24 protein-coding genes and 1 pseudogene are annotated in these 22,881 nt (G+C 73.0%); 16 read left to right on the top strand and 9 right to left on the bottom strand.

Translation table 11 applies throughout. The features are described 5' to 3' along the window. Positions 1–143: 143 nt before the first annotated feature. Entirely contained in the window at positions 144–974 is an 831-nt protein-coding gene (locus tag AB0C12_RS15245) for a hypothetical protein (protein ID WP_360548136.1), read from the bottom strand. A gap of 93 nt (positions 975–1,067) precedes the next feature. Between AB0C12_RS15245 and AB0C12_RS15240 the strand changes: the two genes are divergently transcribed. Genes AB0C12_RS15240 through AB0C12_RS15225 form a run of 4 tightly spaced genes read left to right on the top strand, consistent with a single transcriptional unit; the run spans position 1,068 to position 3,036 of the window. Beyond that, on the top strand, positions 1,068–1,445 hold the full coding sequence (locus tag AB0C12_RS15240; RefSeq protein ID WP_360548134.1) for an Rv2175c family DNA-binding protein: 378 nt from the start codon (positions 1,068–1,070) through the stop codon (positions 1,443–1,445). An 8-nt stretch (positions 1,446–1,453) separates the two neighbouring features. Then, entirely contained in the window at positions 1,454–1,780 is a 327-nt protein-coding gene (locus AB0C12_RS15235) for a lycopene cyclase domain-containing protein (protein ID WP_360548132.1), read from the top strand. After that, complete coding sequence (locus tag AB0C12_RS15230) at positions 1,777–2,157, top strand: lycopene cyclase domain-containing protein (RefSeq protein WP_360548130.1); 381 nt, start codon at positions 1,777–1,779, stop codon at positions 2,155–2,157. Before AB0C12_RS15235 ends, AB0C12_RS15230 begins: the two co-directional genes overlap by 4 nt. A 12-nt stretch (positions 2,158–2,169) precedes the next feature. Beyond that, on the top strand, positions 2,170–3,036 hold the full coding sequence (locus AB0C12_RS15225; protein WP_360548128.1) for a hypothetical protein: 867 nt from the start codon (positions 2,170–2,172) through the stop codon (positions 3,034–3,036). A gap of 94 nt (positions 3,037–3,130) precedes the next feature. Here AB0C12_RS15225 and AB0C12_RS15220 read toward each other — a convergent pair whose 3' ends face one another. Continuing rightward, positions 3,131–4,198 carry a polyprenyl synthetase family protein gene (locus AB0C12_RS15220; RefSeq protein ID WP_360548126.1) on the bottom strand — a complete coding sequence of 356 codons (1,068 nt, stop codon included), beginning with the start codon at positions 4,196–4,198 and terminating at the stop codon, positions 3,131–3,133. 52 nt (positions 4,199–4,250) lie between these two features. On the opposite strand from AB0C12_RS15220, the gene metF reads away from it, so the two are divergent. From metF to AB0C12_RS15205, 3 genes are all read left to right on the top strand, one after another. After that, on the top strand, positions 4,251–5,165 hold the full coding sequence (metF, locus tag AB0C12_RS15215; RefSeq protein ID WP_360548124.1) for a methylenetetrahydrofolate reductase [NAD(P)H]: 915 nt from the start codon (positions 4,251–4,253) through the stop codon (positions 5,163–5,165). After that, positions 5,162–5,830 carry a CDP-alcohol phosphatidyltransferase family protein gene (locus tag AB0C12_RS15210; RefSeq protein ID WP_360548122.1) on the top strand — a complete coding sequence of 223 codons (669 nt, stop codon included), beginning with the start codon at positions 5,162–5,164 and terminating at the stop codon, positions 5,828–5,830. Before metF ends, AB0C12_RS15210 begins: the two co-directional genes overlap by 4 nt. A gap of 229 nt (positions 5,831–6,059) precedes the next feature. Further along, positions 6,060–6,503, top strand: coding sequence for an HNH endonuclease (locus AB0C12_RS15205; protein ID WP_360548120.1), 444 nt, complete (start codon positions 6,060–6,062; stop codon positions 6,501–6,503). A 44-nt stretch (positions 6,504–6,547) separates the two neighbouring features. Here the strand turns inward: AB0C12_RS15205 and AB0C12_RS15200 are convergent, their stop codons facing one another. Continuing rightward, on the bottom strand, positions 6,548–7,765 hold the full coding sequence (locus AB0C12_RS15200; protein ID WP_360548118.1) for an exonuclease domain-containing protein: 1,218 nt from the start codon (positions 7,763–7,765) through the stop codon (positions 6,548–6,550). Positions 7,766–7,972: 207 nt separating this feature from the next. Here AB0C12_RS15200 and AB0C12_RS15195 point away from each other — a divergent pair, with 207 nt between their 5' ends. Further along, positions 7,973–8,452 carry a MarR family winged helix-turn-helix transcriptional regulator gene (locus AB0C12_RS15195; protein WP_360548116.1) on the top strand — a complete coding sequence of 160 codons (480 nt, stop codon included), beginning with the start codon at positions 7,973–7,975 and terminating at the stop codon, positions 8,450–8,452. 43 nt (positions 8,453–8,495) lie between these two features. Then, positions 8,496–9,992: an MFS transporter gene (locus tag AB0C12_RS15190; RefSeq protein WP_360548114.1), complete on the top strand. Its 1,497-nt coding sequence runs from the start codon at positions 8,496–8,498 to the stop codon at positions 9,990–9,992. Between the two features lie 39 nt (positions 9,993–10,031). Here the strand turns inward: AB0C12_RS15190 and AB0C12_RS15185 are convergent. After that, positions 10,032–10,610, bottom strand: a pseudogene (locus AB0C12_RS15185) (DUF2306 domain-containing protein); the annotation flags it as partial. An 87-nt stretch (positions 10,611–10,697) separates the two neighbouring features. Here AB0C12_RS15185 and AB0C12_RS15180 point away from each other — a divergent pair. Genes AB0C12_RS15180 through AB0C12_RS15170 form a run of 3 tightly spaced genes read left to right on the top strand, consistent with a single transcriptional unit; the run spans position 10,698 to position 13,105 of the window. Next, positions 10,698–11,405: a TetR/AcrR family transcriptional regulator gene (locus tag AB0C12_RS15180; protein WP_360548112.1), complete on the top strand. Its 708-nt coding sequence runs from the start codon at positions 10,698–10,700 to the stop codon at positions 11,403–11,405. After that, a complete protein-coding gene (locus AB0C12_RS15175) occupies positions 11,395–11,868 on the top strand; it encodes a hypothetical protein (protein ID WP_360548110.1) in 474 nt (157 codons plus the stop codon). The genes AB0C12_RS15180 and AB0C12_RS15175 overlap by 11 nt, the downstream gene beginning before the upstream one ends. 52 nt (positions 11,869–11,920) lie before the next feature. Beyond that, entirely contained in the window at positions 11,921–13,105 is a 1,185-nt protein-coding gene (locus tag AB0C12_RS15170) for an MFS transporter (protein ID WP_360548108.1), read from the top strand. A gap of 175 nt (positions 13,106–13,280) precedes the next feature. Here AB0C12_RS15170 and AB0C12_RS15165 read toward each other — a convergent pair whose 3' ends face one another. Beyond that, positions 13,281–14,318, bottom strand: a complete 1,038-nt coding sequence (locus AB0C12_RS15165) for a hypothetical protein (protein ID WP_360548106.1) — start codon at positions 14,316–14,318, stop codon at positions 13,281–13,283. A gap of 242 nt (positions 14,319–14,560) precedes the next feature. On the opposite strand from AB0C12_RS15165, the gene AB0C12_RS15160 reads away from it, so the two are divergent. Further along, a complete protein-coding gene (locus AB0C12_RS15160) occupies positions 14,561–14,725 on the top strand; it encodes a hypothetical protein (protein WP_360548104.1) in 165 nt (54 codons plus the stop codon). Further along, positions 14,725–16,260, top strand: coding sequence for a glycosyltransferase family 2 protein (locus AB0C12_RS15155; RefSeq protein WP_360548102.1), 1,536 nt, complete (start codon positions 14,725–14,727; stop codon positions 16,258–16,260). The genes AB0C12_RS15160 and AB0C12_RS15155 overlap by 1 nt, the downstream gene beginning before the upstream one ends. A 143-nt stretch (positions 16,261–16,403) precedes the next feature. Here AB0C12_RS15155 and AB0C12_RS15150 read toward each other — a convergent pair whose 3' ends face one another. The 4 genes from AB0C12_RS15150 to AB0C12_RS15135 are packed head-to-tail and all read right to left on the bottom strand — an operon-like array spanning position 16,404 to position 19,617. Beyond that, positions 16,404–16,991 carry a cadmium resistance transporter gene (locus tag AB0C12_RS15150; RefSeq protein ID WP_360548100.1) on the bottom strand — a complete coding sequence of 196 codons (588 nt, stop codon included), beginning with the start codon at positions 16,989–16,991 and terminating at the stop codon, positions 16,404–16,406. 3 nt (positions 16,992–16,994) lie between these two features. Then, positions 16,995–17,645 (bottom strand): uridine kinase, encoded by a 651-nt coding sequence (locus AB0C12_RS15145; protein ID WP_360548098.1) that lies wholly within the window; start codon positions 17,643–17,645, stop codon positions 16,995–16,997. Next, on the bottom strand, positions 17,642–18,301 hold the full coding sequence (locus AB0C12_RS15140; RefSeq protein ID WP_360548096.1) for a response regulator transcription factor: 660 nt from the start codon (positions 18,299–18,301) through the stop codon (positions 17,642–17,644). Before AB0C12_RS15140 ends, AB0C12_RS15145 begins: the two co-directional genes overlap by 4 nt. Continuing rightward, the gene (locus AB0C12_RS15135) at positions 18,298–19,617 is read right to left on the bottom strand and encodes a histidine kinase (RefSeq protein ID WP_360548094.1); all 1,320 of its coding nucleotides are present in this window, start codon (positions 19,615–19,617) and stop codon (positions 18,298–18,300) included. The genes AB0C12_RS15140 and AB0C12_RS15135 overlap by 4 nt, the downstream gene beginning before the upstream one ends. Before the next feature lie 198 nt (positions 19,618–19,815). On the opposite strand from AB0C12_RS15135, the gene AB0C12_RS15130 reads away from it, so the two are divergent. Together AB0C12_RS15130 and AB0C12_RS15125 are read left to right on the top strand one after the other, a co-directional pair. Then, on the top strand, positions 19,816–20,505 hold the full coding sequence (locus AB0C12_RS15130; RefSeq protein WP_360548092.1) for an ABC transporter ATP-binding protein: 690 nt from the start codon (positions 19,816–19,818) through the stop codon (positions 20,503–20,505). After that, entirely contained in the window at positions 20,502–22,874 is a 2,373-nt protein-coding gene (locus tag AB0C12_RS15125) for an FtsX-like permease family protein (RefSeq protein ID WP_360548090.1), read from the top strand. The genes AB0C12_RS15130 and AB0C12_RS15125 overlap by 4 nt, the downstream gene beginning before the upstream one ends. The last annotated feature ends 7 nt before the right edge of the window (positions 22,875–22,881 follow it).

Here is a 22,881-nt window from a genome sequence, read left to right as displayed (position 1 = left end):
TGTATGTGTCCTTCCGGGTGCGGCAGCCCAGGATCTCACAGCTGAGACCGAACGGGTACAGCGCGCAGTCCTGACCAGGGCAAAGTGGAGAAAACGACCCGCGCGGCCGAGGCCCCGCGAGTCGTTTATCGTGACAAATCGGATCAGTGCCGTCGCGCGTGGCGTCCCCGGCGCTCGTCCTGGTCCGTCACCGCGGTGTCGTCCGGCCCGGTCGGCTCGGCCGAAACGGGCGATTCGCTCGGCGCCGGCGAGTCGCTGTCGTCCGGCGAGGACGACGGCGAGGGCGTCGCCGAGGGGCTGTGCGGCGTCGGCACAGGCGCGGTGGGCGTCGGGACCGGCGGGGACAGGCAGCAGTCGGTCGGCCGCGTCTCCGGCTTCCCGGCCGCGGTGGTCCGCGGCGCCACCGGTGCGACCGCCGCCGGAGCGAGCGGCGCTCTGCCGCCGGCGGTGGTGGGCAACACCCGGATCGACCCGGGTACGGGCTCAGCAGTCGTCGTGGCCGCCGCCGGGGGCCGGCCACCCGGTGCGTAGGCGGTGCCCCGGCCCAGTCCCGAGTTGGACAGATCACCCTCGGAGCCGCGCGGCGCCTCGGCGGCCAGCGGGTACGGCTCCGCCCCGGCCGGCTTCTCGCCGACCAGCGCACCGATCCCGTTGACGACCGCGAAGTAGCTGCCCGCGGCCCCCGCGACCGCGAGGACGCCGAAGGCCGAGACCGCCGCGATCCGCCGCGGCCGGGGCACGAGCTGTTCGCCGTACGAGGTGCGCAGTCCACCGGTCAGCCCGGCACCGCCGAAGGTGCTGAACCCGGTCGAGGTCACGTCCGGGTGACCGGCCCCCGGCCGGACGGCTGTGCCGCCGGCCGCTGCCCCGTCGGCAGCGGGCCCATCGGCGTCCGGCTCGGGCCGGCCCAGGTCGTACCGCACCGAGCGCCACGCTCCGGCCACCTCGGTGCGGGCTTTGCGCCACATGGTCATCGGGACTGTTCTCCGATCTCGAGGAACCGGGTACTTCCCGGTTCCGCATGCTCCGCTTGGTCAGCCGCGGGGCGGGCATGGCACGCTGGTCGGGTGACCGATTCCGTAACCGTGGGTGAGGCGGGGGCCCCGCAGCCCACCGGCCCGACCGAGTGGATCAACCTGCCCGACGTGGCGGACAAGCTCGGCGTGTCGATCAGCAAGGTGCACCAGATGATCCGCGACGGTGCTCTGCTCGCCGTCCGGCGCGACGGTGTCCGCGTGGTGCCGGCGGAGCTGGTGGCCAACAGCATCGTGCTCAAGCACCTCCCCGGCATCCTCACGTTGCTTCGCGACGCTGGGTACAACGACGAAGAGGCGCTGCGGTGGCTCTACGAGCCGGACGCAACCGTGGACGGCTGCGGCGCCAAGGGCCTCGGCGGGGACCGGGCCCGCGAGGTCAAGCGGCGTGCCCAGGCGCTCGGTTTCTGACCGCCCACATGCGACACCTGGCGTACCTCCTCGTGCTCGCGGGCTGCCTGGCGTCCGCGATCTGGCTGGAACCGGTGCTGAAGGTCAACGTGCTGCGCCGGTGGCGGCGGTTGCTGCTCACGCTGCTGCCGGTCGTGGTGATCTTCGTGCTGTGGGACCTGGGCGCGATCGCCGCCGGGCACTGGACCTTCGACCCGGAACAGACCACCGGCGTGCTGTTCCCGGGCGGCCTGCCGCTGGACGAGGTGCTGTTCTTCGTCGTGGTGCCGGTCTGCGCGGTGCTGGGCTTCGAGGCGGTCCGGGCCGTGCTGCGCCGCCCGGCCGGTGACGAATGACCTACACCGTCGCGGCGCTGCTCGGCGTGGCCGGGGCACTGATCGTGGATCTGGCCGTGCTGCGGACCCGGCTGGTGACCCGGGTGGTGTTCTGGGCCACGTACCCGATCATCATCACGTTCCAGTTGCTGTCCAACGGCATCCTGACCGGCCGCCGGATCGTCATCTACGACCCGGCGGCGATCATCGGCTGGCGGCTGGCGTATGCGCCGGTCGAGGACCTGTTCTTCGGCTTCGCGATGGTCCTGCTGACGCTGTCGGTCTGGGTCTGGCTGGGTCGCCGCGGGGTGCAGCGCACCCCGGCCGCGGGCGAGGGGAGCCGGTTGCTGAGGTGGGGCCGGGCCCGCCTGGGACAGCGCGATTCGGCTGATATGTGACACCATCCCGCGGTGCGTCCGGGGCCGTGGCTGCTGACCGCCGCGGCCGGGCTCGGCGTGGTGCACGTGATCGGGGTGCTGTCCGCCCGGCCGCTGTACCGCCCGGCCGAGGTGCTGGCCACACTCTGCCTGCTGGCTTACGCGATCCGCGACGACCTGCGGGCCTACGCGATCCGCGACGACCTGCTGGCTGACCGCGGCCCGGCACGGTGGGGGTCGAGTGTCGCGGCGGCTGTGCTGGTGGCCGGGGCCGCGCTGACCGTGCCGCCGCCGGCCGGCGACGGCTCGGGGCTGCGATTTCTCAGCTCCGAGCAGTACGACGACCTGATCCGGCGGACCCAGCTGGAAAGCCTGATCCCGGTGACGGCCGCTCTTCTCTTCGTGCTGGTGCTGCTGACCACGACGGGACAAGGCCGGCGGCCGAGCCGGATACCGCTCATGACGGGGATCGTGGCGGCAGTCCTGCTTGTCGGCTACACCGTCGTGCGCCTCGCGGTGATCTGCTCCGGCCCCCGGGAAACGCCCGGCGCCAAGGAGACACAAAACCTTTCACCAGCAGTCATGGCTCTGATACCGCTGCTGGTGGCGCTGACGGCGCTCGCGCTCGCGGTCGTGGCGGCCACCCAGCGACGCCTGCGAGCCGCCGGTGGTGCGCTGCTGCTAACGCTGACGGGGTTGATCTGGATCGACGCCGCGATCGGGGCCGCCCTTCTGCCCTACGCCGTCCACGAAGACGCGAGCATGCTCTCGCTGGACCTGTTCACGGCGACCGACGCGTTGCCGCAGCCGACACAGGCGCTGACCGCGGCCTTGCAGCTGACCGCGGCCGTCCTGCTCATCGCCGGTCCGGCCCGCCGGCCGTCGGCCGCTCGGGTCTGACCCAGCACGCACCTGGCAATCGGCGGGAGCGACGGTCAGCACCATGCAACCAGGCACGACCGCGATCTGACCTTGATCTTGATCTGGATCGGGCTCAGACGGCTCGCCGGGTGGCCGCGTCGGCGAGATCGAGCAGCACCCCCCGCGCCTCCGCCTCGACCTCCGCCGCCGCCAGCTCGGCCAGCGCCGCAGTCGTCAGCGCGGTGATCCGCTCCTCGGTCCGCGCCAGCGCCCCGCTGTCGCGGATGAGCGTCCGCAGCCGCTCCACCCCCGCGTCGTCCAGCGCCGGATCACCCAGCCGGGCCTCCAGCTCGGCCCGCTCCGGCCGGCCGAGCGCGGCGTGCGCGGCCGCCACCAGATACGTCCGCTTCCCCTCGCGCAGGTCGTCGCCGGCCGGCTTGCCGGTCTGCGCCGGGTCGCCGAACACCCCGAGTACGTCGTCGCGCAGCTGGAAGGCCTCGCCCAGCGGCAGCCCGTAGCCCGAGTAGGCCCGCATCAGTGACTCCGGCGCGCCGGCCAGCGCCGCACCGAGCAGCAGCGGCCGTTCGACGGTGTATTTGGCCGACTTGTACCGGGCCACCTTGCTGGCCCGGTCCGTCGACGTGTCGCCGGTCACCACCGTGAGAACGTCCAGGTACTGCCCGGCGGTCACCTCGGTGCGCATCTCGTCGAAGACCGGACGGGCCCGGGCCAGGTCGGCCGGTTCGACGCCGGAGGTGTGCAGCAGCTCGTCCGACCAGACCAGCGCCATGTCGCCGAGCAGCACCGCCGCGCTGTCGCCGAAGCTGTCGCCGGCTCCGCGCCAGCCGGCCGCGGCGTGCCGGGCCGCGAACCGGCGGTGGATCGACGGCTCGCCGCGGCGGGTGTCGGAGCGGTCCATCAGGTCGTCGTGGATCAGGGCACTGGCCTGCACCAGCTCGAGCGCCGCGACCGCGGCCACGATCTGCTCGGAGTCGGCCCCGCCGGCCCCGCGGTAGCCCCAGTAGGCGAACGCCGGCCGCAGCCGCTTGCCGCCGAGCAGCACGAAGTCGTCGAGGGCGTCGGCCAGGTCGGCCAGCACCCCGTCGATGGCGAGCAGCCGGGACCGCTGGGTGGTGAGGAACGCGGCCAGGGCCTTGTCGACGCGGGGCCGCAGGCCGGCGCGTTCTAGCGGGGACGTCACGGGGCCAACCTAGCGGGTCTGGCCGGGTCCGCCAGCCGGTAGAGTCTGCGGTGTGTCTCTCGGACTTCCTTCGCGGCTCCCGACGTCTCCGGCGATCGGGGAGCTCATCCGTCGTCCGGACCCCACCTTCTCGTTCGAGTTCATGCCGCCCAAGTCGCGCGAGGGCGAGCAGCTGCTCTGGCAGACCATCCGTGAGCTGGAGACGCTGCGGCCCGACTTCGTCTCGATCACGTACGGCGCCGGCGGCAGCACCCGGGACACCACCGTCGCGGTGACCGAGCGCGTCGCCACCGAGACGACGCTGCTGCCCATGGCCCACCTCACCGCGGTCAACCACTCCGTCGCCGAGCTGCGCAACGTCATCGGGCGGCTCGCCGGCGCCGGCATCCGCAACGTGCTCGCCGTCCGGGGTGACCCGCCCGGTGACCCGATGGGCGAGTGGGTGCGCCACCCCGAGGGCGTGCTCTATGCCGAGGATCTCGTGCGGCTGCTGCGTGAGGCCGGTGACTTCAGCGTCGGCGTCGCCGCGTTCCCTTACAAGCACCCGCGCTCGGCCGACATCGAGGCCGACACCCGCAACTTCATCAGCAAGTGCCGGGCCGGCGCCGACTTCGCCATCACGCAGATGTTCTTCGAGGCCGACGAATATCTGCGGCTGCGGGACCGGGTCGCCGCGGCCGGCTGTGACACGCCGATCGTGCCCGGGGTGATGCCCGTGCTGCGGATGGCGACCATCGCCCGCGCCGCGCAGCTCTCCGGGGCCCCGTTCCCGCCGGCGCTGCTGGCCCGCTTCGAGCGCGTCGCCGACGACGATGCCGCGGTGCGCGCGCTCGGCATCGACCTGTGCAGCGAGATGTGCCAGCGGTTGCTCGACGAGGGCGTGCCGGGCATCCACTTCATCACCATGAACCGATCCACGGCGACCCGTGAGGTGTGGCAACACCTGGCCGCCAACGTCCCGGCTTGACCTGGCAGGAGTACGCGGCAGCCTGGTCCAGGCTGCACGGCGGCTTCGACCCCGAGTCCGCCGCGCCGGTCGTGCGCGGCTGGATCCGGCTGGCCTACCGCGGCGGCAGCCTGCTCGGCCGGTTGCGGGTCAGCCCGGCCACCGTCACCGCCTGCGGGCTGTTGCTCTGCCTGGCGGTGCCGTTCGCCGCCCTGCTCGGCCGCTCCGGTCTGCTGCTCGGCGCGCTGCTGGTGCTGCTGGCGGGTTTCGCGGACGCGCTCGACGGCGCGGTGGCCGTGGTGACCGGCCGGACCAGCCGGCTGGGTTTCGTCTACGACTCGGTCGCCGACCGGCTGGGTGAGCTGGCCTGGCTGGCCGCGTTCTGGGTGGCCGGGGTGCCGGGCTGGCTGGCCGCGGCCGGCGCGGCGGTGAGCTGGCTGCACGAGTACGTGCGGGCGCGCGCCGCGGCCGGCGGCATGGACGGCCTGGGCATCGTGACGCTGGGGGAGCGCCCGACCCGGGTCTCGGTGGCCATCAGCGGGCTGCTCGTCGGTGGGGTCGCCGGCCTGGTCCATCCCGGCTGGGAGACGACGGTCGTGCTGGTCGCGGCGATCGGGTGGCTGGCCCTGGGCGCGATCGGGCTGGTCCAGCTCGTCGTCGCGGTACGCCGCGAACTGTCCGCCTGACGGATCTTTATTCGGTTGTCCACGATGGCGCCGGCCCCTACCTTTCTCAGCAGCGACGTGTCCCGGATCACCGGGGCCAAAGGGAGATACACGTGACTGCCTTCCGGCACGAGAGCAGGGCTGACGGCCCCGGTTGAGCGCGCCCGCGCCGACCGGCCGCCGTTCGTCCCTGTGCCCGTGGGGACGGACGGCTTTTTCGTGGCCGAGAACATGGGGGAGGTGACCCGCGATGAGTGTGGTCCTCGTGCTCAACGCCGACTTCGGGCCACTGCACCGGGTCAGCGTCCGGCACGCCATCCGCATGCTGTGCCGGGAGGTGGCGGTGGTCGAGGAGGCGCGGCCGGACGCCCGGATGGGTGTCTTCCCGATCCCGACCGTCGTCCGCCTGGTCAGCTACGTGGTGACGCGCTGGCGGCACGGCCGCGGCCCGGGCTGGTCCCGCGGCGGTGTGCTGACCCGCGACGGCCGGCGCTGCGCGTACTGCGGCGGCGCCGCGTCCACCGTCGACCATGTCCGGCCGCGCTCGCGGGGCGGCGGCAACACCTGGCTCAACACCGTCGCGGCCTGCGGGCGCTGCAACCAGCGCAAGGGCGACCGCACGCCGGCGGAGGCGCGGATGCCGTTGCGCTGGGTGCCCACGGCACCCGGCTGGGCGGCACTGACCGCGCACTGATGACGACGGCCGGCGGGTTCACACGGGGGTCCGTCGGTCGTCCATCAGGCCGGTAGCAGCAGCGTTTCCACCATCGCCCGGTAGGCCGCCGGGTGCACGACCGGGATGCCGTACTGGCGGGCCTTCTTGGCCTTGCCGGACATCGAGTCGGGGTCGGCCGCGACCAGCAGCTGGGTCCGCTTGTTCACGGCGTCGCCGACCACCAGGCCGGCTGCTTCCGCCTCGGCCTGCCACTGTTCGCGGGCGGGTTCCATCGTCCCGGTGAAGACCACCAGGTCACCGCGCCGCAGCTGCCAGAACTGCCGGTCCGCACCCGCCGTGGTCCGCGCGGCGTCGGCCAGGGCCTTGTCCACGGCGGTCGGCGGCAGCCCGACGAGGGCGGCCACCCCGGCCAGGTCGTGCCGCTCGGCCGGGGTCAGCACGCCGTCGGCCAGCGCGACGGTCGCGAGCCCGGTCAGGTACCGCTTGTGCAGGCACCGGACGTCGGCCTGCCCGAGCCCGAGGGACTCGGCCACAGCGATCAGGCCGTCCGCCTCGGTGTGGGAGATGTGCCGGTCGAGCAGCGCCTGGTCGAGCAGGTCCAGGTAGGCGTCCGCCCGGGGCTCCTGCTGGCGGGGCAGGCGGTCGGTGAGGCGGGTGAGGAAGTGCGGATCCCGTACGCCGGGGGAGCGGCGCGGCACTGCGGCGGCCGTCGTCACCGGCAGCGCGGGCCACGGCAGCGACCGGGCGCCGGCGAGGGTCGGTGCCCACGGCGGCGGGGCGCCGGTGATCGTCAGGTAGTGGGCGAGCAGGTCGGCCGCGGCGTGGGCGTCGTGCAGCGCGGAGTGGGCCTGGTGGGCGGACATGCCCGCGGCGCGGCGGCAGTCGTGCAGGCTGCGGCCGGCGCTGGGCAGGAAGTGCGGGGCGAGTTGCATCGTGCACAGGCCGTACCGGGGGTCGATCGGCACGGTGTGGCCGAGGCGGCGGAACTCGGCGGCCAGGAACAGTGCGTCGAAGGCCAGGTTGTGGGCGACCAGCGTGCGTCCCCGCAGCCGGCCGGCGATCACGTCGGCGAGCTGGGCGAAGCCCGGGGCCCGGCCGGCCTCGGCGGCGGAGATGCCGTGGATGTGTTGCGGACCCAGATCACGGTCCGGGTTGAGCAGGCTGCACCACTCGTCCTGCACGCGGCCCTGCTCGTCGAGGTGGACGACGGCGATCTCGATGACCCGGTCGTGCCAGCTCGCGCGCAGCCCGGTGGTCTCCACATCGATGACCGCATACATGGCTGCTCCTACGCGCTGTTGGTCCTGTTTGCCCCGCGCCGTCCGGCTCGGGCCATGACGCTAACAACGCACCGCAGGCGGGGGACTCCGCTGCGTGGGGGGTCTTCTCGACCGGTGCCCGGCGAGAAGAAGACGACACGCTGAGCCGGGAAGTCGTCCGGAAAAGCAATCATCCGGTACGGGATGATCGCGCGTTACGCTTCGGTCATGTCGTCCGCAGCCCCCGAGCGCACCGAGCGCGATGTCACCGGCCTGCTCAACATGGCTGGTCACGCCCTGTCCAACCGGCTCGCCGCCGCGCTGGCCGCTGTCGATCTCACGCCGCGCATGCAATGCGTCCTGGTGCACGCCCTCGAGGAGGAGCGCACCCAGATCCAGCTCGCGGCCCTGGCCGATCTGGACAAGACGACCATGGTCAGCACCGTGGACGACCTGGAGCGGCTCGGGCTGGCCGAGCGCCGCCCCTCGGCGACCGACCGGCGGGCCCGGATCATCGCGGTCACCGAGGCCGGCCGGGCCGCCGCCGAGCAGGGTCAGCGGATCGTCGACCAGGTGCACGCCGAAGCGCTGGGGGCGCTGCCGGAGCCGGCCCGCGAGGCTTTCGTCGCGGCGCTGCGGCAATTGGTCGAGGGTGGCCTGGAGTCCGGACCCAGGCCGGTACGGCGAGCCCGCCAAGCGAATAGGTGACAACTGGATAGTCTGCAAGCGGACTATCTGCTACGGTCGCACCATGGTTGCTTCCGCGTACCCCCGTCGTGGCCCGGCGCTCGCCGTGCTCTGCGCGATGTCGCTGATGATCGTGCTGGACAGCACGATCGTGGCCGTCGCCGTACCCGCCATCCAGCTGGATCTCGGCTTCTCGCCCGCCGGGGTGGCCTGGGTGGTCAACGGCTACCTGATCGGCTTCGCCGGCTTCCTGCTGCTCGCCGGGCGCGTCGGCGACCTGCTCGGGGCCCGCCGGGTCTTCCTCGCCGGCCTGGGCGTCTTCACCGCCGCGAGCCTGCTCTGCGGTCTGGCCGGCACGGCCGGGCTGCTGGTGGCGGGCCGGTTCGTGCAGGGCGTCGGTGGAGCGCTGGCCTCCGCGGTGATCTTCAGCCTGATCGTGCGGCTCTATCCCGAGCCGGGCCCGCAGGCCCGGGCGATCGGCGTCTACAGCTTCACCCAGGCCGGCGGGGCCGCCTTCGGCTTCGTCGCGGGCGGCCTGCTGACCGAGGCTGCCGGCTGGCCGTGGATCTTCCTGGTCAACGTGCCGATCGGGGTGGCGGTCCTGGCCGGCGCGCTGCGGGTACTGCCCCGCGAGGTTGGCCTCGGGCTGGGCGACGGGATGGACGTCAGTGGGGCGCTCCTGATCACCGCGGGACTGTCGCTGGGCGTCTACGCCATCGTGGACGGTGTCTTCTGGTACGGCGTGACGGCCGCCCTCCTGGTCGCCGCCTTCCTGGTCCGCCAGCGGTACGCCCGCCGCCCCCTCGCTCCGCTGCCCGTCCTGCGCCGTCGCCGGCTGCTGGGCACCGGTGCCGCGGTGGTGCTGATCTTCGCCACCGGCATGGGCTTCCAGTTCGTCAACGCCCTGTTCCTGCAGCGGGTGCTGGGCCTGGACGCGATCGGGACCGGCCTGGCGTTCCTGCCGACCCCGATCGTCATCGGCCTCATCTCGCTGTTCGTGGCGCCCCGGGTGACCGCCCGGCTGGGGGCCCGACCGGTGCTGCTGACCGGGCTGGGCGTGCTGGCCGCGGGACTGCTGCTGCTGGTCCGGGTGCCGGTCGAGCCGCGGTACCCGACCGACGTCCTGCCGGCCCTGATCATCATGGGTCTGGGCATCGGCGTGGTCATCCCGGCGATCATCATGCTGGCGATGGCCGGCGCCGGCCCGGGGGAGACCGGGCTGGTGTCCGGCCTGACCAACACGGCCCAGCAGGCCGGGGCCGCTTTGGGCCTGGCGGTGCTGGCGGTGGTGGCGGCCCGGGTCAGCGAGGCGAGCCTGGCCGCCGGCGCGGCCGAGATCGCGGCGCTGCGCGACGGTTACAGCCGCGCCTTCCTGGCCGCGGCCGGATTCGCCCTCGGTGCGCTGCTCATCGGGGCTGTTGTGCTCCGCCGCGGCCCCTCACCGGTGGGCGGCGGCGGTGGGCTCGTCGACGACAGCGGCGGGCCGGGCGGGGAGCCGGCGGTTGCGGACGCGGCGGCTGCGGGTCCGGTCGCGCTCGAGCCACCACTCTGCCGCCAGTAGCGGCAGCGTCCACCCGAGCCACGCGGCTACTGCGGACACCACCCAGCCGAACAGCACCTCGTCACCGTGGAACGTGGTGTCGAGCTGCGGGGCGAGCGTGATCGCGGCGATCGCACCCCAGATCCGGTTGGTGATGATGGAGGCGGTCAGCGCGAAGCTGCGGATCATCCATCGCCGGTGCTCGGCGAAGCGGCGCTGCCGGGCCATCCGCCAGCCGGTCAGGGTGCAGCCGAGCCACAGCACCGCGAGCAGCAGGTTGCTCGCCCGGGTCACCGGTCCGAACGGCGTGAACCCGCCCACCACGAGCGCGGTCACCCCGGCGGGCAGCACCCCGCCGAAGACGTAGAGCCGGCCGAGCCGGCGGTGCCAGACCGGGTGCCGGGCGCGCAGCCAGGGCCAGATCTGCAGGACCGCCGTGGCCAGCGCGATGCTGCCGAACAGCACGTGCGGCACCAGCGTCCAGTAGTGCGCGACGCCGAGGGCCGCCGGCTGGGGGACGCGGGAGCGGTCCGGGTCGAGACTGAGGTACGGCGGCAGCGAAAAAGCCAGGAACAGCGTCACCACCGCCCCCAGCGGAAAAACCCACGGTCGCCGCCACCATCTCGATCGTGCCGTCATCACCGTCTCCTCGGTTGCGTATGGCGTACGCAAGTAGCGTATGGCATACGCACCAGCTCCGGAAGGGGCGCTCGTAGGATGGCCACCGTGACGACCGAGATCCCGCGTACCCTGCGCGTCCTCTGGGGGGAGCCGGACCGGCCCGGTGGCCGGGGGCTGAGCCGCGACCGGATCGTCGCGGCCGGCATCGCGCTCGCCGATGCCGACGGCATCGCGGCCCTGTCCATGGCCCGGCTGGCCGAGCGGCTCGGCAGCGCGCCGATGTCGCTCTACCGGCACGTGTCCAACAAGGACGAGCTGCTGGCCTTCATGACCGACGCCGCCCCCGGGTCGCCGCCCGAGCTGCCCGCCTCCGGCTGGCGGGCGGCGCTGGAGACCTGGGCCCGGGCGTTGCGCGGGGTCTACTACGCCCACCCGTGGATCCTGCAGGTCACCGCCGGGCGGCCGCCGCTGGACCCGGGTCAGCTCGCCTGGGTGGACCGGGGCCTGTCCGCCCTGGACGACACGGCGCTGAGCTGGGCCGAGCGATTCGAGGTGCTGATGACGGTGCTGCACTTCGTCCGCGGTGAGGCCCAGATCGGCGCTGTCCTGCTCCGGGCCGAGCCGGGCGACCAGGCCGATTACGGCCGGCTCATCGCCCACTTCGTCACGCCGGAACGGATGCCGGCCCTGGCGGCGGCCTCGGCGGCCGGTGTCTTCACGGCCGGCGACGGTGATCTCGAGCGGTCCTTCACCTTCGGGCTGACCCGCGTCCTCGACGGCATCGACGTCATGGTGACGCGCGGTGAAGGCTGAGCTGGGCCACCTCGCCGAGATCGGGGCGGCCCGGGCCGCCCTGGACGACCGTGAGCGCGAGCTGATCGACCGGGCCCGTCAGGCCGGCGCCACCTGGGGCGAGATCGCCGCGGCGCTGGGCCTGACCAGCCGTCAGGCGGCCGAGCAGCGCTGGCAACGGCTGGTCGCGGCCGCGCGGTCGCGGCGGCACGAGCAGGACCTCCGGTACGCCCACAGCATCGTCACCCTGCGCGCGGCGGTCGACGACCTGCACCGCGGCATCGCCACCGACCGCCGCTGGACCACCCGGTTCCCGCGCGCCGCCCTGGTCCGGGCGACCGTGCGGACGGCGCTGGACGCACCCCCGGGAGGCCTCTACGCGCTCGCCGCCCAGGCCGACGAGGACCTCGCCGCGGCGCCCCTGCCCGGCCACGTCCGGCTCGCCGCGGTGGCTCTGCACCGAGCGTTGTCAACGGACCGTTGACGTCCACGACAGGCATTGAGTCGGAAGGACTCACCTGTCGAGGATGGGGGGCATGCGTCGCAACGTCGTGCTCTTCGTGGCGATCTCGCTGCTGTCCGGCTTCGGCAGCACCGCGATGTCGCTGGTGGCGGGCATCTGGATGCTGGAGCTGACCGGTTCATCGAGCCGGGCGGCACTGACCGGCCTCTGCGTCTACGCCCCGGTGCTGGCCGGGCCGTGGCTGGGCGGCCTGCTCGACCGGATGCCCCGCCGCCCGTTGCTGATCGCCACCAATCTCGTCCTGGCCGCGTCCCTGTCGAGCCTGCTGACGGTGCGCACCCCGGCCGGCAGCTGGCTGCTGTACGCCGTCTCTCTCACGTACGGGATCAGCTACGTCCTGCTCGACGCGGGCGAATCGGCCCTGCTGCCGGTGGCGCTCCCGGCCGGCGCCCTCGGCGAGGTCAACGGCTGGCGGTCCAGCGCCCAGGAAGGCATGAAGCTCGTCGCCCCGCTGGCCGGCGCGGGCCTCTACGCCTGGCACGGCGGCGCGGCCGTCGCGATCCTCAGCGCGGCGCTGCCGGTGGTCGTGGCGGTCCTCTACGCCGCACTGCGCTTGACCGCCACCCCGGCGACCAGCACGAAGGTCCCGTCCGGACTGCGCGCCGGTCTGGCCGTACTGGCCGGGCACCCCCTGCTGCGGGTGACTGTCACGCTGGCCGCCGTCTCGATCGCCATGTCGGGTTTCGCCGCCGCCGCCCAGTACGAGGTCGTGACGGTCGGCCTGGGCCTGCCCGCGACCTTTCTCGGTCTGCTGCTCAGCGCGCAGGGCGCCGGTTCCGTCGTGGGTGGCCTGATCGTCGGCCGGCTGATCACCCGCGCGGGCGTGACGGTCGTCGGCGTGGCCGGGACGGCGCTGTTCGCGGCGAGCCTCGCGGCCCGCTGCCTGCCGTGGTGGCCCGCGCTGCTGGTCGGCGGGGTGATCGGTGGCATCGGTCTGCCCTGGACACTGGTCGCCGCGGTCACGGCCGTGCAGACCCACACCCCGCCCGAGCTGCTGGGCCGGGTCGCGGCGACGGCGAACACGCTGATGTTCGGCCCGATCGCCGTGGCCACCCCGCTGGGCGCGGCCGCGGTCCACCTGGGAGCCCGTCCGGTCCTGCTGGCCGGCGCCGCCTTCTGCCTGGTCGCGGCGGCGGCCGTCGCCCGCCGTTCGCGGCTCGGGCAGCCGGCCGAGGCAACTGAGTCCATGGGCAGGTAACCGGCCTTTGCCTCCCGCGGTTCCTCGCCCTCACCGGCCGACGACGGGCCGACCGGCTCGGCGGACAGCGCCGCCGGCGACAGCAGCCGACCCCCACCGCCCCGTCACCTCGCCGGCCCGTCAGCCGCCGCAAGGTCATCGTGTATTGCCATCGAACTCCGGCCCGCTCCGACGGTCAGCGATCGCCCGGGGTCGGCCGTGGTGTTTCCGGCGGTGGCTTCGTCAGCCCGTAGTCGAGAGTTCGCGGCGGATCTCCCTCCTCCTTGAAAACGTTGTAGCCGAAATACGTCGTGCCGATGACAGCCGGGTATCGCGAGCAATAGAAATGCGTGGTCGCGTGCAGTGCCGCGCGTTTAGCCGTGACGTCGGCCACCAATCCCGCGGTCTGATCCGGCATCGCGTCGTGCGCGGCCAGAGTCTGGAAACCGTATTCGACGACGATCGGCGCCCCCGGCTGGGCGGCCACTGCCCGGTCCGCCGCCGACCGCAACCGCGGCGCGTCGATCAGCTCCTCCGCGCTGCTGCCGGCCGGCGGCACCCGGCCGCCCGGATAGCTGTAGCTGGTCAGTACGTAGCCGTCGGCGCCGCTGTCGCGATAGGACGGAATGCGGTACGAGCCGTCCCAGCCGTAGAACAGGCCGACGAAGACCGGCACCGGGCCGGCGTACGGCCGGACCAGGGCGACCAGCTCCTTCGCGTACGCGACCTGGCGGCGCGCGGACAGCTCCGAGTTGACCCCGCCGAGCCGGGCCTGCACCCGCGGATCGTCCACCGGCATGTTCAGCGCCAGGTAGGCCACCGGCTTGTCGCGTACGTAAGTGAGCAGTTCACGGTGCCTGTCGAGCACCTCGGCCGCATCCTCGGGACGGAACGCGAACGTCGCCGGGTCGTACGCCTCGAGCCGGACGACCGCCCGCATCCGCAACGAGGCCAGCGCGGTGAAGAACTCGTCGAGGCGGGACCTGCTCCACGTCTCCAGGCCGTAGACGTTCACCGTGTCGATGGCGTGCCCGTCGCGCATCCGCCGCAGATCACCGCGCACGTCGGCGGTCGGTGACCAGGTGGCGCCCTGGATCCAGCCGGCCGGGCCGGGATACGGCGTCAGCGCGGCCGAGCTGCCGATCGGGGTGCCGGCCGGGCAGGCGCGCGCCGGCCGGTCGCCGTCCGACCCGCACGCCGTGAGCGGCAGCACCGCCAGTGTGAGGGTCAACACATGGGCCAGCTTAAATGTCATGCCGCCATTTCTCCGGTATGGACACAGCGTTTCCGTGGCTCCCACAATACCCCGCTGACCTGCCCCGGCGGCCGAGCCGTCACATATTGACAGAGTTCATCCGGGGGAAACAATGCGGCCCCGCCCCCGGCGTGAAACGCGGGCGAACGAACCGTTTTACCCGCCATTAATATCGCCCGTCCAAGGTGGAGCCCGGCAGTCACTTCCAGGGAGGAACAATCATGTACGACAACTCGGCGTCATTGGCGCTCACCGGCAGCGGGATCACCATTCTGGGGCAGACCGCGAGCCTGACGGCGGTGACGGTCGGCGGCGCGCTGGTCGTCGGCATCGGCGCGGTCCTGGCGATCGGCGACCGGCTCAAGCGGCGACGGGACGGCTCCTGATGACCAAGTCTCCCCGGCTCTACCTGATCATCCTGGGCGGCTGGTCGGTGCTGCTCGCGGCGCTGCTGGAGACCTCCCTCGACCAGCTCGACGCGGCCGGCCGGGCCGGCTGGCCGATCGTCACGCTGGTCGTGGCGAGCACCGTCTTCATCGCGTACTTCTGGCTCAACGGCACCAAGGACGTCGTCTACACGCTGTATTACCACCTGGTCTCGGCCCGGCGGTCGCGGCCGGTGCCGCACCGGGCGTCGGCGGCCCAGCCGCGGGTCGTGCTCGTCTACTGCACCTGCAACGACTTCTCCGCCGACAGCCTGCTGCGCAGCATGCGCCAGGACTACGGCAACGTCGAGGTGGTCATCCTGGACGACTCGTCGAAGCCGGAATACCTGGCCCAGGTCGACGCCTTCGGCGCCGAGCACGGGGTGCGGGTGGTGCGGCGGGCGGACCGGGCCGGCTTCAAGGCCGGCAATCTCAACAACTACCTGGGTACGGCGGAGTACGACTACTTCGTCATCCTGGACAGCGACGAGATCATCCCGCCCGGCTACATCACGCGCAGCCTGGACTACTTCGCGGCGTACCCGAACGCGGGCATCGTGCAGGCCAACCACATCGCCACCCGTAGCCGCAACGCGTTCATGCGGATGTTCTCGATCGGCGTGGACTCGCACTGGATCGCGTACCAGACGGTCAAGGACCGGCACGGCTTCCTGTCGCTGCTCGGGCACGGCGCGATGGTCAGCCGCGAGTGCTACACCGCGGCCGGTGGCTTCCCGCACGTGGTGGCCGAGGACCTGTGCTTCTCGATCGCCGCGCGGGACGCCGGCTACTACACCGTCTTCGCGCCCGACGTGGTGTGCGAGGAGGAGTATCCGGTCGACTACCTGGCCTTCAAGAAGCGTCACTCGAAGTGGACCCAGGGCAACATGGAGTTCATCAAGCGCTACACCGCGGTGATCCTGCGCTCGCGGATGAGCTGGTTCGAGAAGCTCGACATCGTGCTGTTCACCTACAACCTGCCGCTGACCGCGGTGTTCTCGATCTACGTGGCGATCCACGTGGTGGTGCTGCCGGTGCTCGGCTACCGCATCGAATACCCGCTGTGGATGCTCGCCCCGACGGCGCTGTTCCTGCTGGCGCCGATGCTCAACGACGTGATCTTCCACTTCCGCGCCCTGCCGAAGCTGCGCCTGGCCTGGTATCTGCTGCACACGGTCCTGCTCTACGGTTCGATGCTGTTCATCAGCTTCCGGGCCTCGGTGACCTCGGCGTTCGGCAAGTCGGTGTTCGTGGTGACCCCCAAGGAGGACCAGCGGATCACCCTGCGCCAGGCGCTGGTGGCCAACCGCGCGGAGATGATCTTCGGAGTGCTGCTGACGGCCGTGTCGATCTACCTCACCGGCAGCGCCCTGCCGGTCCTGCTGATCGCGGTCCCGGCGATCCTCTGCTTCTACCTGGCGCTGAAACACAACACTGCCACCCCGGTGGCGGAAGGGGCCGAGCCCGAGGCGCGCGAGCCCGTGCCGGCGGCCTGACCGCCCGCACCGCGCGGCCGGGCACAGCCTGATCCGCCGGCGGCGCCGGGCCCGGTGGGCGGGTCCGGCGCCGCGCCCCGGCCCCGTCCTGGCGGCTCCGCGACCCGGTGGTCCGGCGGCCGGCGGGGTCGAGCCCGCCGCGCTCAGAACAGGCGGCTCAGCACCCCCGACTCGATGAGGATCACCAGGCCGATGGTGATGAAGACCAGCGGCACCAGCCAGTGCCCGTGCCGGCGGACCAGTTCGATGATCCGGCGGTGCGAGCCGAGCCAGGACGCCGCCGCGCACCACACCGCGATCAGCACCACGAAGACCAGCACCACCACGGCACTGCCGCCGGCTCCCAGCGTTCGGAACATCGGCGTGTAGACCGCGATGTTGTCCGCGCCGTTCGCGATGGTCACGCCGGCCACCGCGAGCGCGTTGCCGGCCGCCACCGGGGAATCGTCGTCGCCGCCGCGGGCCGCGCCGATCAGCCCGCGGACACCGAGCGCGATCGGGACCAGGCCCAGCAGCCCGACCCACTCGTCCGGGACCAGAGCCAGGCCCAGGGCGGCCAGCGCGGAGACCGCCACGAGCACGGTGATGCCGGCGTACTGCCCGGCCCAGATCTGCCAGGGCCGCGGCCGGCCCGCCGCGCGGGCCGCGAGAAAGAGCACGGTCAGCACGATGATGTCGTCGACGTTGGTGCCGGCGAAGACACCGACCGCCGCCAGTACGGTTCCCAGCAACCTCTACCTCTGTTCCACGACCGGCACCGGCCGGCCGGCGTCGCTGTTGTCGATCACCAGATCGGCGCGTTCCCACGGCCGGCACGCGGCGAAGTAGAGGCGCTGGCCCCGCACGTACCGGGCCATGCTCGGATGGTCCGGGTCCGGATGGGTGCCGTCGCGCCGGGCCATCCGCTGCGCGGTGACGGCGAACGGCGCGGTCAGGAAGATCGAGAAGTCCCAGTGGGCGACCAGTTCGTCGCGGTGCAGGAACAAGCCGTCCACCACGAGCACGGCCCCGGCCGGCGCCTGCACCCATGGCAGATCGAGCACCTCGTCGGTGGCGACGTCGTGCACGGCGCTGCGATACCGCCGGTCCCCACCCGGCCCGAACGGCGCCAGTACGGCGGAGACCAGCGCCGCGTAGTCATACGAGTCCAGCCAGAAACCCTCGGGTGAGGTGCGGCCCCGCCGATGCCGGACGGCCCGTACCTGATGGAAGCCGTCGGCGGACACGTGCACGACCGGCCGCCCCCGCGCGCGCAGCGCGGCGGCGAGCTCCCGGGCGAACGTGGTCTTCCCGACCCCGTCGACGCCGTCCACCGCGACCCGCACGGCGCCGCCGGCCGCCGGAATCCGGCCCGCGACCTCGGCGATCACCTGCTCCCGGGTCACGGATTGACCAGACCCGTGCGGTACGCGACAACGACGGCCTGGACCCGGTCCCGCAGCCCGAGCTTGGCCAGGATCCGGGCGACGTGGGTCTTCACCGTCGCCTCCGACAGGTGCAGCCGGCCGGCCAGCTCGGAATTGCTCAGCCCCCGTGCGAGCAGGCCGAGCACTTCCAGCTCGCGCGGGGTCAGGACGCTCAGGTCGCGGTGCACGACCGGCACGTCGGCGTCGCGCTGGGCGAAGCGTTCGACCAGCCGCCGGGTGATCGTCGGCGCGAGCATCGCGTCGCCGTCGCGGACCAGCCGCACGGCGTTCACCAGGTGCTCGGGGGTGACGTCCTTGAGCAGGAAGCCGCTGGCGCCGGCGGTCAGCGCCGCGTACACGTAGTGGTCGAGGTCGAACGTCGTCAGCATGATGACCCGCGGCGCCGCACCGGTGCCGGAGAGGATCTGCCGGGTGGCCGCCAGCCCGTCCATCTCGGGCATCCGGATGTCCATCAGCACCACGTCGGGCCGGTGCCGGCGGACCGCGTCGACCGCCTCGGCCCCGTTCGTCGCCTCGGCGACCACCTCGATGCCGTCCGCCGTGAGGATCATCCGGAAGCCGGCGCGGACCAGCGCCTGGTCGTCGGCGACCACCACCCGCAGCGCCGTGGTCACGACACCTCCACCGGAATCCGGGCGTGGACGCGGTATCCGCCGCTGAGCCGCGGTCCCGCCTGCAGGACCCCACCGTAGACGGCGAGCCGTTCGCGCAGGCCGATCAGCCCCCGCCCGGCCCCGGTGGCGGCCGCGGCGCCGGACCGGCCACCGGTGTCGGCCACCTCGACCTGCACGTCGTCGTCGCCGTAGGCCAGCGTCACCCGCACCGAGGCGCCGGCCGCGTGCTTGACGATGTTCGTCAGCGCCTCCTGCACCAGCCGGTACACCGTGAGCTCGACCCCGGACGGCAGCGGCATCCGCTGCCCGCGGCGGGTGAGCTCGATCGGCACGCCGGTGTCGCGCATCCGCTGCACCAGCCCGTCGAGCCCGTCGAGGCCCGGCTGCGGCGCCAGGTCCGCGTCGCTCGCCGGCTCGGGGCCCTCGCCCCGCATGGTGAGCAGGCCCATCACGTGGCGCAGCTCGGTCATCGCCGACCGGCCGCTGGCCTCGACCGCCAGCAGCGCCTCCTTCGCCTGCTCGGGCGCCGAGTCCATGATCTTGCGGGCGCCGCCGGCCTGGATCACCATCACGCTGACGTTGTGCGTCACCACGTCGTGCAGCTCCCGGGCGATCCGCGCCCGTTCGTGCTCGGTGGCCCGGCGCACCGCCTCGGCCTGCTCGTGGGCCATCACCGCCATCCGCGCCTGGCCCTCGTCGGCGCGGTGTTTCCACCGGCGCAGGCCGTCGGCGGCGACGGCGATGGGCAGCAGGATCAGGTACGGCACCGCACTGTCCGACACCGAGCTGGCGTCCGACTGCAGGGTGTTGTGCAGCACCGCCGCCACCGGCAGGCTCGCCAGCGCGGGCAACCGGTACGGGCTGAACACCGCGGCGGTGTACCCCGCGATGACGCACGCGAAGAACGACAGCCGCAACGCCGCCGGATTGTCACTGACCGCCGAGGCCAGCGCCAGCACGACCCACAGCACGCCCAGCGGATATCGGCGCCGGAACACCAGCGGCAGCACCACCAGCAGGAGCAGCAGGGTCGTCCGACCGGCGGACTGGCCGTCGTCGACCGGCAGGAACGGCGGCCACACCGGCTGGCACCGCGGCACCGGACCGGGACCGGGGTACGGGACCGGGCAGTTGACCAGCCCGACCCGGTCCTGGATGCCCTCGTCACCGGCCTGGATCGCGGCGATGCCCAGGGCCAGCGCCAGTACGACATCGAAGACCTGGCCCCGCCGCGACAGTGACGGCAGCGGTCCGGCCGGCCGGATCAGCGCCCGCGCTCCGGCCCGCAGCCGGCTCAGCAGCGCACGTTCGGTCACCGGCTCATTCTCGTCGCCGTGACGGCCCCGCGGTATCCGTCTCGGGACGGGTGCGCGCTACCTCGCCCGCCTACATCTCAGGGATGACGCCGCGCCGGGCTCATCCCGATGCGGTACCGAAGATGCCTCCCGCTGTCGATGTGTCCGGTCCGGGCCCGCACCTAGCGTCAACGCCGCCGACGACCTGAGGAGACCATCATGAGTGCGCCGTTGATCGAACTGCGGGACGTGACCCGACGCTACGACGACGGGCCCCCGGCGTTGCGGGAGCTGTCCCTGACCGTGCGGCCCGGGGAGTCCGTGGCCATCCTCGGCCCGTCCGGCAGCGGCAAGTCCACGCTGCTCAACCTCATCGCCGGGCTGGACCGTCCGAGTACCGGCACGGTCACTGTGGACGGCGTCGCCGTGGACAGACTGGGCGAAGCGGCGTCGGCCCGGTACCGGCGGGCCCGGATCGGCCTGGTGTTCCAGTTCTTCAACCTGCTCGACGACCTGACCGTCGCCGACAACGTGATGCTGCCGGCCCAGCTCGCCGGCATGACCCGCACCGCCGCCCAGCGCCGGGCCACCGAGCTGCTGACCGTGCTCGGCGTCGACCGGCACGCGGCCGCGTACCCGGGACGGCTCTCCGGCGGGGAACGGCAGCGGGTCGCCGTGGCCCGCGCGCTGATGAACCGGCCGGCGCTGCTGCTGGCCGACGAGCCGACCGGGGCGCTGGACACCGCCGCCGGCGAGGAGGTCCAGCGGCTGCTCACCGAGCTGCACGCCGACGGTCAGACGATCGTGCTGGTCACGCACGACCTGGCGCTGGCCGGGAACTGCGCGACCCGTACGGTGCAGCTCCGCGACGGCCGGGTGGCCGCGGACACGACCGCGACCGTCCGATGAGCACGCTGGGACGGGTGGTCCGCGCCGGCGCGGGCCGGCACCGGGTCCAGACCGTGGTGATCACCATGGTCGTGCTGATCGCGGTGACCTCAGCCGTGCTCGGCGGCTCTCTGCTGGTCGCCTCCCGGGCACCGTTCGACCGGGCCTTCGGCCAGCAGCAGGGCGCGCACCTGACCGCCCGGTTCGACCCGGCGAAGGTGACGACGGCGCAGGTGACGGCGTCCGCGGGGGCCGCCGGGATCGACGCCGTGGCCGGGCCGTTCCCCGTCACCCAGATCAGCGTGCTGGGGCCGGGCGGCCGTCCGCGGCCGCCGATGACGGTCGTCGGCCGGTCCGCCGCCGGCGGCCCGGTGGACCAGGTCACCCTGACCGCCGGCCGGTGGGCCACCGCGCCCGGCGAGCTGGTGCTGGCCGAGGACAGCCGCTTCCGCGGACCCCCGATCAAGATCGGTACGGTGTGGACGGTCGCCGACCCGCCCGGCAACTCCGACGTCACCGTGGTCGGCATCGCCCGCTCGGTCAGCCGGACCGCCGACGCCTGGGTGACCCCGGAGCAGCTCACCACGTTGACCGGGGACCGTGGCCCGGCCGGCTACCAGATGCTCTACCGCCTCACCGCCGCGGACACCACGGCACAGGTCGACGCGGCCCGTACCGCGATCGCCGCCACGGTGCCGGCCGGCGCGCTCACCGGAGCCGTGTCCTGGCTGGCCACCCGGCAGAACGCCGTCGGCCAGGCCGCGCTGCTGGTGCCGTTCCTGATCGCGTTCGGGGTGCTGGGCGTGGTGATGGCGGTGCTCATCATCGGCAACGTGATCGCCGGGGCGGTCAGCACCGGCACCCGCCGGATCGGCATCCTCAAGGCGCTGGGTTTCACCCCGGCCCAGGTCGTCCGGGCGTATGTCGGTCAGGCGCTGATCCCCGCCGCGGCCGGCACCGTGCTCGGTGTCGTCGCCGGGAACCTGTTGACTGTGCCGGTTCTGGCCCAGACCAACCGGCTGTACGGCACGTCCGACAACGGGGTGACGCCGTGGGTCGACGCGGTTGTGGCCGGGGGCGCGCTCGCCGTGGTGACGCTGACCGCCTGGGCCGCCGCGGCGCGGGCCGGCCGGTTGCGCAGCGTCGACGCGATAGCCGTCGGGCGCACGCCCCGACCCGGGCGAGGTCAGTGGGCGGCCCGGTGGACCGGCCGGATCCCGGTGCCCCGGCCGCTGAGCCTGGGCCTGGCCCATCCGTTCGCCCGCCCGCTGCGCTCGGCCGGCATCGTCGCCGCGATCGCCTTCGGCACGGCCGCCGTGACCTTCGCCGTCGGCCTCGCCACCTCCCTGAGCCTGATCCAGGAGGCCGAGGACCTCGCCGACGTGCACATCGACGCCCGGATGGAGGCGTCCGGGCCGGGTGCCGGCGGGCCGGGCCCTCAGCCGGGGCCGGACGGGCCGAGGGCTCTCCGCGACCCCGCCGGGATCGTCGCGGCGATCACCGCCCAGGCCGGGACCGGCGGCTACCTGGGTCAGGCCCGGACCGAGGTGACCGTCGCCGGGATCACCGATCCGCTCTCCACCGTCGCCCTGACCGGCACCGACGGCGCCCGCTACTACCGGATGGTCTCCGGGAGCTGGCTGAGCGGGCCGGGTCAGATCGTGGTCTCCACCCCGTTCCTGACCGCCGCCGGCAAGAAGGTCGGTGACACCGTGGTGCTCACCGACCACGGCACCGACGTCACCGTCCGGATCGTCGGCGAGGCCTTCAACACCGACGACCGGGGCCTGCAGATCCTCACCGACCTCGCGACCCTGCGGGCCGCCGAGCCCGACCTGGCCCCGGAGAACTTCCTCGTCTCCGTGCGGCCCGGGACCGACGCCGCGGTGTACGCCTCCGGTCTGGACACGGCGCTGCGGTCGCTCGGCGCGACGGCGCTGCCCGTCGAACACGGGACCGACGAACTCGTGCTGATCATCGACACGCTGACCGCTCTGCTCAGCCTCCTGCTGGTGATCGTGGCCGGCCTGGGCGTGCTGAACGTCGTCGTGCTGGAGACCCGCGAGCGCGTGCACGACCTCGGTGTGCACAAGGCCCTCGGGATGACGCCGCGGCAGACGACCACGATGGTCATCTCGTCGGTGCTGGTCACCGGCGTCCTCGGCGGCGTGATCGGCGCGGCGGTCGGGGTCGCGGTGCAACGTGCGGTGCTCAGCGCCATGGGCGGGAGCGCCGGCTTCACCCTGCCCGCCGCCATCGTGGACGTCTACGGCCCCACCGAGCTGCTGCTGTTCGGTCTCGGCGGGCTGGTCATCGCGGTCGGCGGCGCGCTCCTCCCGGCCGGCTGGGCCGCCGGCACCCGCACGGTCACCGCACTCCGCACCGAATGATTCCTCA

The sequence above is a fragment of the Actinoplanes sp. NPDC048967 genome (assembly GCF_040649415.1).
Classification (GTDB): domain Bacteria; phylum Actinomycetota; class Actinomycetes; order Mycobacteriales; family Micromonosporaceae; genus Actinoplanes.
This window is presented reverse-complemented; position numbering and strand designations above follow the sequence as displayed.